Origin of the sequence: Terribacillus sp. JSM ZJ617 (assembly GCF_044383785.1) — a bacterium.
Classification (GTDB): Bacteria; Bacillota; Bacilli; order Bacillales; family Amphibacillaceae; genus Terribacillus.
The window spans coordinates 144,918-161,626 of record NZ_JBISEQ010000003.1 but is presented as its reverse complement, the minus strand read 5'-3'; the positions used below and the strand labels follow the sequence as shown (position 1 = coordinate 161,626).

The window sequence follows — 16,709 nt, the reverse complement described above, 5'->3', positions numbered from 1 at the left end:
GCGTGATTTTTCACGCTGATCTTTTTTATGTTAACAACCGGATGCGGTATGCATGCATCGCAGCTGTACCTAACTGTTCAAGAAACTTCCCATTAATGATGGCACCGACGAAAGCTCCGACACCTGGCAGCATCTGCACCATTTTGATCAAATCAATATGGTCACGGTATTCTTGCTGCAGTACCCTCCAATTCACATCCTCGATAGCACCGGTAACTTTGTTCCAATCACGGATTTCATCCCATAGCTTAATCCTCGTTTCACTGCTTGAGAAAGTGGCACTGAAAATCTGCAGCAAGAAAACACGTTCACTGAAAGCTGTCACATCAAAACCATAGATTCTGCCAATATCGAATAGGCATTTCATTTTGATGCTAAGGAGAAGCGGAAAATCGGCCATTCCTAAGAGGATACCTCCAGCGCCAGTACCGGCACCTTCCAATCTCGCCGTTGTTTTATAACGATTGATGACCTTCCGAACCTCTTTCTCACGTTGCTCGAAACTCCATTTCTGTTCAACCTTGATTGGATAGATGTAGTTGGAAGACGTCAGGCTGAGTTCTATCATTTGGCGGATAGCTGTCGTAATTGCAGTATGAACAGCTGCCGGAATTTTATCTGTAATAGTATCCTGTGTTCCTTTGGAAAGCCGTTGAAACCTGCCACCGCGCCTCTGCAGGGAATGATAATAGAACATCGCTTCCTTCAATTTTCTTTCCTTATAATAGTCATCCACCATCCGAACCCCTCCTATTTCAACCGTTTCGGAACATACATACGGACAAACCCGATACCGAAGGCAAGTCCGGCAACAAGAGCCAAAGCAAAACCGACCACATCGATGCGGAGAAGGAATACTAGACTAAGCAGCACTGCTTGTATAATGGCCAGCTGCTGGAGAAGGGATAACAATGCACGCTTACGCGTATCACCCGCTACCGGATAAAGATCCATCCAAGCGATTGTCCGGTGATGCTTCCACATTCCAATAAGCTGGAAACCGGTCAAATAAAGGAACAATAAAGCGAACGCCAGCTGCACCCAAAGATTCGGAATGAAGTAGATGATGACGCCAGCAAGAATCGTCAGCCGAAGAAAGAGACCGAAATAGTCCCCTCCTCTGACAAAAGTGATCCGGAACAGATAATCATAAGTATGCTTCTGTTCGAACGGAACTCGACTAGTGAAGAGGTTGACGAGGGATTGCCGCTTATGGACTTTTGTCTTCAAATGCGGTACATCAGCAAATTGGTTAGCAATACGGTAGAACGCCTGCATGCGTGCTTGGTCTTTTTCGATCAGCAAGTCCCAAGCGAGACCACCCTGCTTCCGGGTGAAAGTATAGTCCACAAAAAGAAGTACGACGAATAGAACCGTCAAAACTGCCGCAGCAATAAGATTGCCTCGTAAAAACAGCCAAAAGCTTCCGACGTTCAGCACCAGCCGCAGCGTCTGTTCTATTCTTCTGATGTTGACATTCCGTATCTTCAGCATCCACCAATTCATATGAAGGTTCCAAAGCTTGAAAACGAGCAGAACAACAAATACAAGCAGATAGGATGCAAAACCCTCTCCTAGATCTGCCGCGAAGAACAATGGCGCCAGTGCTGCTGCAGCCAATATTAATAAGTAAAGCTGCGTAAAAAAGCTATACCCGATGGTTAATTTGAAATAGCGGTGCAACTTTGGCTCAAGCGGAAGCATGAATATCATATCTGCTTCTTTCAATAAAGTCCGCACAGGGCTGTAGCTGGCCAGGAGACCGAATACAGTACCGATCAAAAGCGCCGCAGGAAAGTCCGGAGTTAATCCCTCTAGCCACTGCTGATAATAATAAGCGAGCCCCGAGATAAGGAACAGCATCGCTATCATAAGATGCTGGTTGAATATGTACCGCAAATAGCGATTCATTTCCTTCATGTGCTCGGTAAGCCGCTGTTTGAAAAATGTTTCTGCATTAAACATGGCTATCTTCTTCTTTCGTCAGCTGTACATATAAATCATCCAGTGTGGCATTTCGCATATCGAATTCATTGCGCAGCTCTTCCATCGTACCAGCTGCCCGCAGCTTTCCATCATGCAAAATGACAATGCGATCACAATAGCGTTCGGCTGTCGCCAAAATATGCGTGGACATGAGGACGCCCGCTCCATTTTCCTTTGCTTGATTCATCAGCTGCAGATAGGATTGGATACCGAGCGGATCCAGTCCGACGAATGGCTCGTCCACGATGTAAAGGTCAGGTTCGACAAGGAAAGAACACATGATCATCACTTTCTGACGCATCCCTTTCGAAAAATGGACCGGGAACATCTTCAGTTTCTTTTCCAGCCGGAACTCCTTCAATAAAGGCGGAAGCCGCTTATCGAACTCCTCCTTTGACAGATCATATGCTTGCGCAGTAAGACGAAGATGGTCGTATAACGTCAATTCATCATACAGTACCGGCATTTCCGGTATATAGGAAAAATTGCTTCGATAAGTTTCAGGTGATTCAGCAAACGTGCTTCCATTGATCTGGATACTGCCGCCCTTTGGCTGCATAAGACCAATGATATGCTTGATCGTCGTACTTTTTCCTGCACCATTTAGGCCGATCAGCCCGACAATTTCCCCTGCATCAACTTGGAACGATATATCGTGCAGGACATTTTTATGTGTATACCCACCTGTCAGTGAATTAATATGTAATAAAGGCTGCATTACCCTTTCCCCTTTCTAAAGCACGCTTCTGCTAAAAGTTTACCAAAGCACGCCGTATTTGCCAAAATAAAACGGTTATAACCTCTGACAACCTGCACATACTAATTTCGAAGCAAAGATGTTGCCAAGGGGTTTCCAAAGCAGGACCCATTCTTAATATAATGAGGTGTTGGTAGGAGATACAGACCGCTACGTCCGAAAAGTAAGCTGATTTACATTTGTAAGCAAGCTGAAAGTGTACTGGCGCAAACCTCGTAAGCCGCTGTACAGTTCGAAATGGTTTTACTCTTGGCAACCTTGCTTCCAAGGCAGACACTCCCAAAACGCGAAGAATTCCAACATTCCGGCCGTTACGGGATGTCTGCCTATTTTATTCGACTTACTTTACAAGCATGTCCATTCCTTTATACAATATGTATACACGTTAAAGGAGTGATCGTATGCACGAAAAGGATTGTATCTTCTGTAAAATTGCTGCTGGCGAACTGCCATCTGCGAAAGTTTATGAAGATGACCACGTACTTGCTTTTATGGACATCGGCCAGGTGACAAAGGGACACACCCTCATCATTCCGAAAACACATACGAAGAATATTTACGAAACACCGCCCGAAGTGGCACAGGAAGTTTTTTCTCGTGTACCGCTGATCGCAAATGCAATTAAAGAAGCTTTCCAGCCCGCTGGTTTGAACGTGTTGAGCAACACAGAAGCGGCAGCAGGTCAGACTGTTTTTCATCTGCATGTGCATCTAATCCCGAGATACGGCAAAGACGACGGCTTCCACGCTACATTCGAACAGCATGACAATACTGCCAGTGAACAACTTGGTGAATTGGCAGAAGCAATCAGCAGTAAAATCCAATAAGATTGTCCTAACAGGTTTCACTGCTACATAGGAAGAGAAAATAGTATAATGAAGTAGGAAGGAGTGGAGACGATGGCAAGTGGCAAATCAATCGCTTTAGGTATACTTGTAGGCAGTACCGTCAGCGCTGCAATTACATTGCTGACAGCACCATCCTCCGGCAGTGAACTGCGCGCAGACGCTAAACAGCGCAGTGACGAATGGAAGGTTACATTCAATAATTTGAAGAATGAAGGTACACAGCTGAAAGAACAGATCGCCAGAACGTCCAAAGAAGGCGCTGCTATGTTCAAAGAATTATCAGCTGAAGTGAAGACTTCCATAGACAGCTGGAAACGTACAGTTGAACCACATCAGAAAAACATCCAGAAAAGCTTGGCTCAGATTGAAAAGAGCCTAAAAGAACTGGAAGACAAAGCGAATCAGAAAAAAGGCAACGAATAAAAAATGCTCTCCATTATGGAGAGCATTTTTTATTGAAGAAAAACCTCTTCCTTGAAGGAGAGGTTTTTCAATCATTCCATTATTTCGCTTCAAGATCCTCAATTGAATCCGCATCTACATAGCTAGGTACGACTAAGCCAGTTTTCGCACCTTCCAGGTTAGGTCCAAGATCAACTACTTGATCTTTGTATTGCTCATACAAATCACCATGTGTCGTCGGCAGCCAAGCTGCTACCATGGCATCAGCTTCTCCATTAGCAACGGACTGCCACATAACCGCGTTATCGAGAGGAGTGATTTTGGCATTGTATCCTAGATCATCCAGTACAACTTTCATGACATTGGTAGAAGCAACTTCAGAATCCCACTCTACATACGTAAGGCTGACTTCTTGTCCAGTACCTTCCTCGGCTCCATCTGTCCACTCAGCTACTTGATCAGCATGTCCATCAACCCAATTTCGTGCAGCTTCTGCTGGGTCGGTACCCTCACTTACTTCCAACATGACTTCTCCCATATCATCCGTTGACCAGTTGAATTGATCAAGCACTGTGTTGGCACCCGGTACATCGTCAGCAAATCCCTGGCGAGTCATGGTATTGATTGTTTCTTCACTTCCAAATGAACCCTTCGGATCTTCCAGGTACTTTAGATCATATTTACTGAACATCCAATGCGGTGTCCAGCCAGTGATAATGATTGGCTCTTCATCCTTGACAGCCTCGCCTAAAGTTGTAGCCATTGCACCACTGGAGGATGGCTGCAATGTCCAGCCATTCAGCTGGTCATAATCTTCAATTGCTCTTTCTGTTGCACTCATGACCCCAGCTCCAGCTTCGATACCAGTAATCGTGTAATCGACTTGTTCGCTGAAACTGTCTGAGCTGGAGCTGTCATTACCGCACCCTGCTGCCACCAGTGTCAATGCTAGTCCTGCTGCTGCCCCTAATGTTTTCCACTTTTTCATGTCGAACTCCCCTTTTTCTTTAATTAGTAAAAGCCTATTTAAGGCGAAACACTTATTTGGATTTATCTTTGTAGATGTTCTGCGTAAAACGGTCAATGATGATTGCCAGTACAACAATGCTAAGTCCCGCTACAAAACCAGGACCAACCTGTGCCCGCTGCAATGAAGATAGTACTTCACGCCCAAGACCTGGTGCACCGATCATGGATGCGATAACTACCATGGAAAGCGCCAGCATGACTGTTTGGTTGATACCTGCCATGATAGTGTATTTCGCCATCGGCAATTCCACTTTGAATAGCTTCTGCGGTCCAGTTGAACCGAAGGCATCTGCCGCTTCTACCAGTTCCTCAGAAACTTGTCGGATACCAAGGTTCGTGAAACGGACAGTTGGCGGTGTTGCAAAGATCAGGGAAGCAAAAATACCCGGTACAACCCCGATACTAAAGAAGGCAACTGCCGGAATTAAGTAGACGAAGGCAGGCATTGTTTGCATGAAGTCGAGAATTGGCGTAATGATTGTTTGTGCGATTTTACTCTTGGACATCAAGATACCAATCGGGATTCCGATGATAATACACAAAATACTGGAGGTCAGTACAAGTGTGAACGTATCGATCAGCTGATCCCATAATCCTTGATTCCAAATGAACAACAAACCGACAATACTGAATACAGCTAATCCGAATTTCTTACCTGTCATGAAAAAGGCTAATATTGCAACTAGCAAAATGAAGATGACAGGAGGGATGGCATCGAGACCTGATGTAATCAGATCCATCAAATCGCCTAGTCCATCCTTAATTGGATCGAACAAGAAAGCGAATGTATCAGTGAGCCAGCTAACAAAATCCGTTGTCCAATCTGCAACCGGCAAAGCCTCTACGTTTTCCATGAAATTAAGCATTCACATTCACCTCCCCCTCCCCAGCAAGTGCTCCGATAACAGCACCTCTGACGATAATTCCTAATAGCTTTTCGTTTTCCGTAACTGCTAACGGAACTGGGGAGTCATGGATGACTGCGAACAAATCATGCAGCGGTGTATCCTTCTCTACTGTCGGCACATCCCGCTGAATAATTTGCGATAGGTTTTTCACGTCATTCTTTCTGGCTTCATTCGCTGCATCGGCAGTAATGATACCTTGCAGTACACGTTTGCTATCCACAACCAGGATGCTGGACAGACCTGCTTCCCGCATACGTTCCAATGCCACTCGAGGCCCATGTTTTTCTATGTTTACAGTTTCTGGTCGTTTCATGATCTGCTGAGCAGTAAGTACTTTCGCACGATCCACATCCTCGACGAACTTCTCGACATAGCTATTGGCCGGATTCATGAGGATTTCTTCAGGAGTTCCAATCTGGACGATGTTTCCGTCTTTCATCAACGCAATACGGTCTCCGATACGGAGCGCCTCGTCCAAGTCATGCGTGATGAACAGTATCGTTTTTTTCATTGTTTCTTGCAGATCCAATAGTTCATCCTGCATATCTTTCCGAATGAGCGGATCCAGGGCTGAAAAAGCTTCGTCCATCAGCATCACTTCTGGATCGTTTGCTAACGCTCGTGCCAGCCCCACACGCTGCTGCATCCCTCCGGACAATTGACCTGGATATTGATCAAGATAGCTACCGAGACCAACAAGCTCCAAGGATGTCTTCGCTTTCTCGCTTCTCTCTTGTTTGCTCATTCCTTGCACTTCCAGACCATATTCTGCGTTCTGCAAAATCGTTCTGTTTGGAAATAATCCGAATCGCTGGAATACCATACTCAGCTTTTGTCGCCGTACCCGGCGAAGCTCCTTCTTATCCATCTTCGCCAAGTTTTCTCCATCAATATAAACATCGCCTGTTGTAGGTTCGATCAAGCGGTTGATCAGACGGACCAATGTAGATTTACCACTACCTGAAAGCCCCATGATGACGAAGATTTCACCAGCTTCTACTTCAAATGATGCACGATTGACTCCAACTGTGCTTCCTGTCTCTTTTAAAATCTCTTCTTTCGTCTTACCGGCTTCTGCTAATTGCAATGCAGCCCTCGTGTTTTTCCCGAATACCTTAGAGAGATTTTCTACTTTAATAATCGGCACAGCATTCACCTCTTTTTCCTGTAACATGATTGTCATCATTAAGATAACTTCCTGTAACAATGACTCGACTAAATTTATGTTATAGAAAAAGTTCATACAACACAAACTCTATAAATTGTCGTTTCAGTCCATAAAGTTTGTACAGAATATACTGAACAAACTTTAACAGCACTTTTCCTTCTATTTCCTCCTTTATGCTCCAAAATACTATGCAAGGAAGCAATTCCTTTAACCTTTTATATCGTGTAAGCTTGATACAACTGTATAGGTAAGGGGAGGTAACAACTATAGTGAATGAAAAGATTTCATCATACGAGACACTTATAATGGAATTGACGAGGACGGGAGAAATGTTTCATTTGTCCGCAACCGAAGCTCGGCTGCTCGCAGTGTTATATATTGAGAACCGTTCACTTACCTTGGATCAAATGGCAAAGTTAATCGGAAAAAGTAAAACAGCTGTAAATATAGCTGTCCGTAATCTATCTCACTTGGAACTCGTTGATCGTGTATGGGTTAAAGGCTCAAGGAAGGATTTCTATACGAATGTCGAACCCTTATATAAAAAGCTGATGACACTACAGGTCAAACAATGGCATACGCAGACAAATCGCCAGTTCGAGGCTATGGAGCAATTAAAAAGGACCCTCCCAGAAAATGATCCGGATTGGAAGCATATGCAGGAGAAACTATCCAGCAGTCTTCAATTCCATCAAGAAGCTGCTGCTATACTCGAAAAAATAACCGCTACCAGCTCGAGCTGATAGCGGTTCAATTTGAAACGAAATTTCATTTCCTCCGATAGATAGCATTCCTTGTATTCATACATAAGAAAAACCCCTTCCCAGAGGAAGAGGTTTCCTTAATTATTTTTTAGGCTCCAAATCTTCGATAGAATCTGCATCTACATAACTAGGAACGACCAAACCTGTTCTTGCACCTTCGAGGCTGGCACCTAGATCGACAACTTGGTCCTTATATTGCTCATAAAGATCACCATGTGTCGTAGGCAGCCATGCTGATGCTGTTGCATCTGCTTCGCCCTGCGCGACTGCCTGCCACATGATGGCATTATCAAGCGGTGTAATCTCTGTTTTATAGCCTAAATCATCCAAGACGACTTTCAAGACATTTGTAGATGCCACCTCGGAATCCCATTCTACATAAACAAGACTTACTTCCTGTCCATTACCTTCCTCAGCACCTTTTGTCCAATCAGCCACCTTATCAGCATGCGCATCTACCCATTTCCGAGCTGCTTCTGCCGGTTCTGCTCCTTTATTAATCTCGAGCATCACTTCTTCCATATCCTCTACACCCCAGTTAAACTGATCGAGGACCTTATTGGCACCAGGTACATCATCTGCAAAACCTTGGCGTGTGAGTGTATGAAGGGCTTCCGCTCCGCCATAGGAGCCTTTCGGATCTTCGAGATACTTCAGATCATATTTTGCGAACATCCAGTGTGGAGTCCAGCCTGTGATGATAATAGGCTTTTTGTCCTCGATCGCATCATCCAGCGCAATTGTCATGACACCACTTGAAGATGGCATGATCTCCCAGCCATCAAGCTGATAGTCATTAAACGCCTTCTCCGTTGCTTTCATGACGCCGGCACCCGCTTCGATGCCTGTTACCGTGTAATCCACTTGCTCGCTGAGGCTGTCTGAGCTGGAGCTCTCACTGCCGCAGCCTGCTGCTACCAGTGTCATTGCCAGACCAGCAGCCACACCTAGTGTTTTCCACTTCTTCATGTAACCGAACTCTCCTTTTCCACGTAACGGAAAGCCTGTTACAGGCTTTATCAGTTATTTAGATTTATTTCTATAAATATTTTGTGTAAAACGGTCAATGATGATGGCCAGCACAAAAATACAGAGTCCAGCTACGAAACCAGGACCAACCTGTGCACGCTGCAGCGATGCCAATACTTCGCGACCAAGACCAGGTGCACCGATCATGGATGCGATAACGACCATGGATAGAGCAAGCATAACCGTTTGATTGACACCTGCCATGATAGTGTATTTTGCCATTGGCAGCTCTACTTTGAATAACTTCTGCGGTCCAGTCGATCCGAAAGCATCCGCTGCTTCGACTAACTCATCGGATACCTGGCGAATACCAAGATTCGTAAAACGGACTGTTGGCGGCGTTGCAAAGACAAGGGAAGCAAAAATACCCGGAACAACCCCAATGCTGAAGAAAGCAACAGCTGGAATCAAGTAAACGAAAGCAGGCATTGTTTGCATAAAGTCCAAAATAGGTGTGATGATTGTTTCTGCAACTTTACTTTTTGCCATCAGGATACCAATCGGAATACCAATGATGATACAAAGGATACTGGCGGTCAGCACAAGTGTGAACGTTTCAATCAGCTGATTCCAAAGATCTTGGTTCCAGATAAATAATAAACCGATAACGCTGAATATCGCTAACCCGAATTTTTTCCCAGTCATGAAAAAGGCCAATACAGCAACTAACAGTATGAAAATGACTGGAGGAATGGCAGACAAGCCATCAGTAATGAGGCTCATAAAGCTTCCCAAACCTTCCTTGATCGGATCGAACAAGAAAGCAAAAGTATTAGTCATCCAGTCGACGAAAGTAGTCATCCAATCTCCAACTGGTATTGTGTTTAAATTTTCCATGAAATTAAGCATGGCCATTCACCTCACCCTCACCAGCAAGCGCACCGATAACCGCACCTCTGACGATAATTCCCAATAACTTTCCGTTCTCCGTAACTGCTAACGGAACAGGAGAATCATGGATGACTGCAAACAAATCATGCAATGGCGTATCCTTTTCCACTGTCGGCACATCACGCTGAATGATTTCTGATAGGTTCTTAACTTCATTCTTTCTGGCTTCATTCGCTGCATCAGCAGTAATGATTCCATGCAGCATACGTTTACTATCCACAACAAAGATACTGGATAGACCAGCTTCCCGCATACGCTCAAGCGCAACACGAGGGCCGTGCTTGTCTATATTTACAGTTTCTGGTCGTTTCATGATTTGGTGAGCAGTAAGTACTTTTGCCCGGTCTACGTCTTCAACAAACTTTTCAACAAATTTATTGGCCGGATTTATAAGTATTTCCTCAGGCGTGCCAATCTGGACGATATGACCGTCTTTCATCAAGGCGATGCGATCACCAATGCGGAGTGCTTCATCTAAATCATGCGTGATGAACAGAATCGTCTTCTTCATTGTTTCCTGCAAATCCAATAGTTCATCCTGCATATCTTTCCGGATAAGCGGATCCAGAGCAGAGAAAGCTTCATCCATCAGCATCACTTCTGGATCATTTGCCAGTGCACGTGCCAAACCTACACGCTGCTGCATCCCGCCGGATAATTGGTCAGGATATTGGTTAAGGTAGCTTCCCAACCCAACAAGCTCCAAGGATTCTTTCGCTTTTTTTGTTCTTTCTTGTTTACTGATTCCTTGAACTTCCAATCCGTATTCTGTATTCTGCAAGATCGTGCGGTTTGGGAATAACCCGAATCGCTGGAATACCATGCTCAGCTTTTCCCGGCGCACACGACGAAGTTCCTTTTTGTCCATCTTTGCCAGATTTTCTCCATCAATATAAATGTTACCTGTCGTTGGCTCTATCAGACGATTAATCAGTCTTACCAAAGTGGATTTACCACTTCCTGACAGACCCATGATAACAAAAATTTCACCGGCTTCTACCTCAAATGATGCACGATTTACACCAACTGTGCTCCCTGTTTCTTTTAGAATCTCTTCTTTTGACTTACCCGCTTCTGCTAATTGCAGAGCAGCCTTCGTGTTTTTCCCAAACACCTTAGAGAGATTTTCTACTTTGATAATCGGCACAGTATTCACCTCTTTTTCACTAGTCTTCTGTAACTTATCTGTAATAATCAGGATTATTTTCCTATCCCTTTGTTTCGACCCTATTAATACTAAACATAAAAAACAAACAAATCAAACGAAATGAATCGTTATATCTGAACATATAGTACGTACAGTATATACTGTACAAAACATAAGCTTGTTTTCCTTCTATTTCCGCCAAAATACTCCAAAATACTTTGATATGGAGTATATTCATTCTTTACAGGTTCCTCTAGGTTCGAGAAAATAGTTAAATACAGATAGCACTTCATTATAGGAACTTAACATAGAGCTGTCGTGCTGCTGGCTATATTATATGTAGAAAAACGTCAATCACTCTGAAGCAGAGGGTAATTTTGATTAAGAGAAATATCACATAGCTAGCCCGCACCATATGTTCATAGCCAGATTACAGAGAAAAAAACCGCTATCAGCTCATGCTAATAGCGGTTTTTCATATCCAGTAAAATCAGTTCATCAACCAGACCCTTATATGTATCGTCCTGTTTTTCTTCACGAAGTGCCAGCAGTACATCCCAATAATACAGCTTCTCTGGCAGCATCCCGACGAATTCCAGAAGCAGCGACGTGTAATCGAGCAAGCCTTCTTCCTTTTGCTCCTTATATAAGCTATTAAGCCGCTGGAGCATATTTAGGACGGCGGCATACTCCTCCTCATTTATATTCCGTTCTATGAGGAGCTTACGGAAAGGGTATTTATCCAACACTCCAGTCTCTGCAATTAAATGCAGATGAAAAGACAGCGTACTCTTTTTTTCTTCCTCCATAAAAACGCTTCCTTTGCCTTTCATACTGACCGTTTCATACAAACGGATCTTGTTCTTATATTTTAAAGTAAAATTTCCAGGAAAGCTATTGATTTTCCCGCCCAAACGTACTAATATCTCTTAAGTGAAGAAAGCTGACCCTAATTTTAAGTCAACTGAAGGGAGCCACTGGACATGAATTGCTGGAGAAGTGTCGATGCACAGAAAGATCTCGGTACCAATCGGATATTCCTTATATCCACAATGATAGGTATATTGACATTCATCATTCTTTATCCGATGCTGACGCTCATCCACCCAAAAATGAAATTAGAAGAAACTGGTCTATTACTATCAATAATTTCTCTATATATGCTTCCGCTCATCCACGGTATCACACATTTGATTCCTTTTTGGATAACAGGGAAGCGCTGTGAATATAAACTGCAATGGAGCAGACAATTCATCCCGACCGTGCATTTCAAGGTTAGAACCAAGACAAGCCGGATTATACCGTTTCTTTCCTTAATTATGCCGACTATACTGATTACCCTGCCTTTGCTGATTGGAGCTATTCTCTTGGATACGATGCCTATCTATTATATCCTTCTTGTCAGTGTGAATGCAGGCATGACCTTCTCAGATGGCTTCTACCTTTGCAATTTATTGCAGGCCCCGCGCAAGTGTGTCATTGCAGGGACAGATAAAAGCTACGATATCTTGGTCAAATGACGCTCCCCCTGGAGCGTTTTTACATATGGAAAAACTGTGGAATTGCCGCCACAGGTTCCCTTTTATCCTTGAATATGTGATATATTGTCTTATGGGGAAACGGCGGACAAGCCGCCAATCAAATATAAGTGGATTAGGAGTGTTTGTTTTCATGAAGAAATTGGCTATCGCTGCAGTATTCGCGACAAGCGTTGTCGCACTATCAGCATGTGGTTCCGGTGAGACAGTGGTAGAATCAAAAGCTGGGGATATCTCCAAAGAGGATTACTATCAGGAACTAAGTGACAAATACGGTTCTCAAGTATTACAGACAATGGTTCTGGAGAAGGCCCTTGACGATAAATATGATGTGGACAAAGAACAAATTGACGAACAGGTTGACAAATTGAAGGATCAGTATGGAGATACTTTCGAATCTGTCCTGCAGCAAGCCGGCTATGCAGATGAAGATGCCTTCCGCGAATCCGTGAAAACAAGCCTTCTTCAACAGCAGGCAATTGCAGATGGCGTGGACGTTTCTGATGAAGAAATCCAAACTCGCTATGATCATATGAAAACAGATCTAAATGCAAGTCATATCCTAGTTGCCGATGAAGATACAGCGAAAGAAGTTAAAAAGAAGCTTGATGACGGAGAAGATTGGGACAAGCTTGTTGAAGAATACTCTACAGATACTGGTACAGTAGAAAACAAAGGTTCTCTCGATTGGTTCACTGCTGGTACAATGGATGCTGCCTTTGAAGATGCAGCTTATAAACTGAAAAAAGGTGAAATCAGTGATCCAGTAGAATCCAGCTTTGGCTGGCATATCATTCGCCTGGATGACACTCGCGATACAGAACAGGAAGTTGGTTCCCTTGATGACGAACGTGACCAAATCAAGACAGAACTAGCTATCCAGAAAGTAGACTCAGCTAAACAACAAGAGAAAATCAATAAAATTCTAAAAGATGCAGACTTTGATATCAAGATCGACGAATATAAAGATCTAATCGATGATATGACTTCTACATCAACAACTTCCGGCTGATAATAAAAAGACCGAAACGAATTCGTTTCGGTCTTTTTTCATTACTTTTTAACTGCACGTCTCGCTTTTTCTTCCTCGATACGCTCCATATAAACATTTCCTTCCCGCTCGATGAACTGCTTCTCTGTTTGATAATCATGCCGTTGCGTCCGGAATGCCATGAAGCCGCTGCCGATCATGCAAAGAAAAATGAGCATGACCCACAATGGAATGTCCGGCATTGTAATACCCCCTTGTCCTTGTTGTGTAATATCTATGCAAGTGGACAAGGATTCATGACAAAGATCAGGACGCTGCCCGCTGTTCCTTCTGGTAGCGTTTGAACATCGCGTTATAGACGAAGGCACTCACTAGAGCTAGCAAAGCAAGAATCGTGAATGTGAGCTGATAGCTCATATAGCTGACGAGCACAAGGCTAAGCGGCGCAAGCAGCTTCCCAAGTGTGAAGCGAAGACTTGCTGCGGAAAAGTATTGCCCTCTGCTTTCTTCTGTGGCCAGCGATGCGACAAAACTTTCCTGTAAGCCAACTACCATAAGCTCCCCGATTGTAAAGAGAATGATTGCTACCACAAAAATCCAGAAGCTCTCCGTCATCCCGTAAAGCCATATACCTGCAGCATAGGCAATGCTTGATGCGACAAACACTCGGGCAATCCGGAATTTGATGACAAACTTGGATGTAAATACTGTGAATATAGCTACTAACAAACCATTTAAAGCCAGGATAAGTGAAAATGCTTGTTTTCCATCCACCTCTATGCGGAAATCACCAAGTGCAAAAACGGTTTGATTGGTAATGACTTCGCTCGTATAAACAGCTATCAGGATATCCAGCTGCATGAACGTCTGCGCAACCAGCACACCCGCCACGATGAAAAGGAGGAAAGTTCGGTCTTTAGCAATGATGCGATATGTCTGGAGTTCTTTCCAGACAGCTTTATACCATGCTGCATGATCTGCTTTCTCTTGCTTCTTCTCTGGCACTGTTTCACGAATGAAGACTTGCATAATGACAAATAAAATGGCAGTAAGCAGGAAACCAGCCAGCAGCATTTGAAAACGGTACGAATAAAATAAAACGGTCCCAATCAACGGCCCTACCACTACAGCTATATTGAGGCTTGTATAGAAGACCGCAAAAACGGCAGTTCGATCTTTTTCCTTAACCACATCGGCTACCATCGCATGTGATGCTGGCCAATACAACGCACTCCAAATACCAAGGAAGCTAAACGCAAGGAAAGTCAAGGCTGATGATGTCAGCCAAGGTGAATTCGCGTATGCAAACACGAGGAAGGTGACGGATTGACCGGCAACCGCAATACTCATCATCCTTCTTCGGCCAAAGCGGTCAGCACAATATCCCCCTACTAAGCTTGCAAGTACGGAAAGCGCTTGGGATAGCATGAGCAGCCATCCAGCTCTGTCCTTCCCGAAAGCGTCCTGGAAAAAGATCGTCATGAACGGGAAGTAGGCCCAGAACAGGAAATTCATCATTGCTTCCCCAAGCAAGCGAATCTTTAAATTGCGATCCCAATCCTTCCATCTCATATAATTCCCTCTATTCTATTTTTCTCTCTATTACTTTCACTCACGCTCGAAAGCAGGTTTATAAAAGCTGCGGTTCTCCAAAGAGAAGACGCGCTCCGAAAAGTCTCCCGGCGCTACTTTATCCATGACACGCTGCAGTGTATTCATTTTCGCATCAATCAGGTCGATCATATGCAGAAGCTCCGCTTCACGCACGAGCGGCGGCTTCGGACTGCCCCATTCCCCTTTGCCATGGTGGCTTAAGATCATATGCTGTAAAATCATCACTTCTTCTGCCTCGATTTGCAATTCCCTGGCGGCCTGGGCGATTTCATCTGACATGATCGAAATGTGACCGAGCAGCTTCCCTTCTACCGTATAAGTAGGATTCGTTGCACCTGAGAGTTCCCGTAATTTACCGATATCATGAAGAATGATTCCTGCATAAAGCAAATCCTTATTGATCTCCGGATACAGATTTTTCAATTCGCGAGCAATCCGCAGCATCGATACAACATGGAAAGCCAGCCCGGAAACAAATTCGTGGTGATTACGTACTGCCGCCGGATAAGCAAGCAGCTGCTCTTGATAATTGGATAGAAAATACCTCGTAATTCGCTGTAAATTCGGATTCTCCATATCAAATATGAATGATGTCAATTCTTCCAGCAGCTGTTCCTTCGAAAGCGGCGCACGCTTGACAAAGTCATGCGCATGTACACCATCATTCGGTTCTGCCACCCGAATAGCCTGTATTTTAAGCTGCAGACGACCGCGGAATGCGTTTACCTCACCTTGGACTTTAATTACATGGCCAGCTTGATAGCGCTGTTCATCCGCAGGTGATGCATCCCATAGCTTCGCCTCGATATCCCCGGTATCATCACCTAATATCAGTGTCATAAAAGCTTTACCATTACTTGCAATGGCTTTGTCTGCTTGTTTAATCAGCAGAAAGCTATCGAATTTATCGCCTACCTGAAAATACCCAATACCTTTTTTCAACGCTATTCTCCTCCCTCATAAATACAGCCCTTACTATTCAGCAAGGGCATCATGCTCCAATGCCCTTTATCTCTTTGGCGGCTTTGGAACGTATTTGAATATTTCTCCTGATTCGACCACATTGATGAACTGCAGGAGCCACGTGTAGTAATCGCGAGCATATTGAAGACGGTCAATATCTTTGTCGATTCTCTCAATTAATTCTGGATCCTCAACATCTTCCTTCAAATGCTTCAGTTCCTCAATCGTCTCCTCAGCTTCCTCCAGATTCGATTGCGTACTTTTCTCCCACTTATTTCCGAAGAGCGACGTAAAAGATTTGTACCAGTCTTCCTCCGATTTATATAGATCCTTCCGCATACCTTTTTTATATGCAGGCTCTACCATTTTCATCTCAGCTAATGCCCTGACTCCTGTTGACATGCTTGTTTTACTCATCTCCAAAGCATCTCTCATATCATCCAATGTCATTGGTCGATCCGCAAAATAAAGCGCACCATATAGCCGGCCAACAGATGAGGTGATTCCATATAAATTCATATTCTTGGCAATGACCTGTATGAATTTTTCGATAGATTCCTCGTATTTAGCCCAATTTTCTTCGTTACTCGGCACTGCCCGACCCTCCAGCTTACAATAATCCAATTTTTATCTTAACCAGTTTACCATTATTGTCACCTTTTTGCGAATGCTAA

19 protein-coding genes are annotated in these 16,709 nt (G+C 44.0%); 5 read left to right on the top strand and 14 right to left on the bottom strand.

Going from position 1 to position 16,709, the window contains the following annotated elements:
• Positions 1-25: 25 nt before the first annotated feature.
• From ACH6C1_RS12300 to ACH6C1_RS12290, 3 genes are read right to left on the bottom strand one after another with little or no spacing between them, the layout of a single operon-like run.
• Positions 26-739, bottom strand: coding sequence for an EcsC family protein (locus ACH6C1_RS12300; protein WP_374077459.1), 714 nt, complete (start codon positions 737-739; stop codon positions 26-28).
• Positions 740-750: 11 nt separating this feature from the next.
• Complete coding sequence (locus ACH6C1_RS12295) at positions 751-1,965, bottom strand: ABC transporter permease (RefSeq protein ID WP_374077457.1); 1,215 nt, start codon at positions 1,963-1,965, stop codon at positions 751-753.
• On the bottom strand, positions 1,958-2,704 hold the full coding sequence (locus tag ACH6C1_RS12290; RefSeq protein ID WP_095223760.1) for an ABC transporter ATP-binding protein: 747 nt from the start codon (positions 2,702-2,704) through the stop codon (positions 1,958-1,960). Before ACH6C1_RS12290 ends, ACH6C1_RS12295 begins: the two co-directional genes overlap by 8 nt.
• Before the next feature lie 440 nt (positions 2,705-3,144).
• Between ACH6C1_RS12290 and ACH6C1_RS12285 the strand changes: the two genes are divergently transcribed.
• A complete protein-coding gene (locus tag ACH6C1_RS12285; RefSeq protein ID WP_095223759.1) occupies positions 3,145-3,570 on the top strand; it encodes an HIT family protein in 426 nt (141 codons plus the stop codon).
• Between the two features lie 72 nt (positions 3,571-3,642).
• Entirely contained in the window at positions 3,643-4,014 is a 372-nt protein-coding gene (locus ACH6C1_RS12280) for a YtxH domain-containing protein (protein WP_374077454.1), read from the top strand.
• 79 nt (positions 4,015-4,093) lie between these two features.
• Here the strand turns inward: ACH6C1_RS12280 and ACH6C1_RS12275 are convergent, their stop codons facing one another.
• Genes ACH6C1_RS12275 through ACH6C1_RS12265 form a run of 3 tightly spaced genes read right to left on the bottom strand, consistent with a single transcriptional unit; the run spans position 4,094 to position 7,077 of the window.
• A complete protein-coding gene (locus ACH6C1_RS12275) occupies positions 4,094-4,981 on the bottom strand; it encodes a glycine betaine ABC transporter substrate-binding protein (protein WP_374077452.1) in 888 nt (295 codons plus the stop codon).
• Positions 4,982-5,033: 52 nt separating this feature from the next.
• Positions 5,034-5,888, bottom strand: a complete 855-nt coding sequence (locus ACH6C1_RS12270; protein ID WP_095223756.1) for an ABC transporter permease — start codon at positions 5,886-5,888, stop codon at positions 5,034-5,036.
• Positions 5,881-7,077 carry a quaternary amine ABC transporter ATP-binding protein gene (locus ACH6C1_RS12265; RefSeq protein ID WP_374077805.1) on the bottom strand — a complete coding sequence of 399 codons (1,197 nt, stop codon included), beginning with the start codon at positions 7,075-7,077 and terminating at the stop codon, positions 5,881-5,883. The genes ACH6C1_RS12270 and ACH6C1_RS12265 overlap by 8 nt, the downstream gene beginning before the upstream one ends.
• A gap of 290 nt (positions 7,078-7,367) precedes the next feature.
• Here ACH6C1_RS12265 and ACH6C1_RS12260 point away from each other — a divergent pair, with 290 nt between their 5' ends.
• Entirely contained in the window at positions 7,368-7,841 is a 474-nt protein-coding gene (locus ACH6C1_RS12260; protein ID WP_374077449.1) for a GbsR/MarR family transcriptional regulator, read from the top strand.
• A gap of 102 nt (positions 7,842-7,943) precedes the next feature.
• On the opposite strand, the gene ACH6C1_RS12255 is transcribed toward ACH6C1_RS12260, so the two are convergent.
• The 4 genes from ACH6C1_RS12255 to ACH6C1_RS12240 form a co-directional block, all read right to left on the bottom strand.
• Positions 7,944-8,831 carry a glycine betaine ABC transporter substrate-binding protein gene (locus tag ACH6C1_RS12255; protein ID WP_374077447.1) on the bottom strand — a complete coding sequence of 296 codons (888 nt, stop codon included), beginning with the start codon at positions 8,829-8,831 and terminating at the stop codon, positions 7,944-7,946.
• A 54-nt stretch (positions 8,832-8,885) separates the two neighbouring features.
• Entirely contained in the window at positions 8,886-9,740 is an 855-nt protein-coding gene (locus ACH6C1_RS12250; RefSeq protein WP_374077802.1) for an ABC transporter permease, read from the bottom strand.
• A complete protein-coding gene (locus ACH6C1_RS12245; protein ID WP_095223753.1) occupies positions 9,733-10,929 on the bottom strand; it encodes a quaternary amine ABC transporter ATP-binding protein in 1,197 nt (398 codons plus the stop codon). The genes ACH6C1_RS12250 and ACH6C1_RS12245 overlap by 8 nt, the downstream gene beginning before the upstream one ends.
• Positions 10,930-11,390: 461 nt before the next feature.
• A complete protein-coding gene (locus tag ACH6C1_RS12240; RefSeq protein WP_374077445.1) occupies positions 11,391-11,738 on the bottom strand; it encodes a DUF1878 family protein in 348 nt (115 codons plus the stop codon).
• Between the two features lie 174 nt (positions 11,739-11,912).
• On the opposite strand from ACH6C1_RS12240, the gene ACH6C1_RS12235 reads away from it, so the two are divergent.
• Together ACH6C1_RS12235 and ACH6C1_RS12230 are read left to right on the top strand one after the other, a co-directional pair.
• Positions 11,913-12,449, top strand: a complete 537-nt coding sequence (locus ACH6C1_RS12235) for a DUF3267 domain-containing protein (protein WP_374077443.1) — start codon at positions 11,913-11,915, stop codon at positions 12,447-12,449.
• Between the two features lie 151 nt (positions 12,450-12,600).
• Entirely contained in the window at positions 12,601-13,479 is an 879-nt protein-coding gene (locus ACH6C1_RS12230) for a peptidylprolyl isomerase (RefSeq protein WP_374077441.1), read from the top strand.
• A gap of 41 nt (positions 13,480-13,520) precedes the next feature.
• On the opposite strand, the gene ACH6C1_RS12225 is transcribed toward ACH6C1_RS12230, so the two are convergent.
• The 4 genes from ACH6C1_RS12225 to ACH6C1_RS12210 all read right to left on the bottom strand — a co-directional run bounded on the left by ACH6C1_RS12225 (position 13,521) and on the right by ACH6C1_RS12210 (position 16,629).
• Positions 13,521-13,700, bottom strand: a complete 180-nt coding sequence (locus ACH6C1_RS12225) for a sporulation YhaL family protein (RefSeq protein WP_095223749.1) — start codon at positions 13,698-13,700, stop codon at positions 13,521-13,523.
• A gap of 64 nt (positions 13,701-13,764) precedes the next feature.
• Positions 13,765-15,030, bottom strand: coding sequence for an MDR family MFS transporter (locus ACH6C1_RS12220; RefSeq protein WP_374077439.1), 1,266 nt, complete (start codon positions 15,028-15,030; stop codon positions 13,765-13,767).
• A gap of 36 nt (positions 15,031-15,066) precedes the next feature.
• Positions 15,067-16,014 carry a 3'-5' exoribonuclease YhaM gene (gene yhaM, locus ACH6C1_RS12215; protein ID WP_095223747.1) on the bottom strand — a complete coding sequence of 316 codons (948 nt, stop codon included), beginning with the start codon at positions 16,012-16,014 and terminating at the stop codon, positions 15,067-15,069.
• A 66-nt stretch (positions 16,015-16,080) separates the two neighbouring features.
• Complete coding sequence (locus tag ACH6C1_RS12210; RefSeq protein WP_095223746.1) at positions 16,081-16,629, bottom strand: GbsR/MarR family transcriptional regulator; 549 nt, start codon at positions 16,627-16,629, stop codon at positions 16,081-16,083.
• Positions 16,630-16,709: the final 80 nt, after the last annotated feature.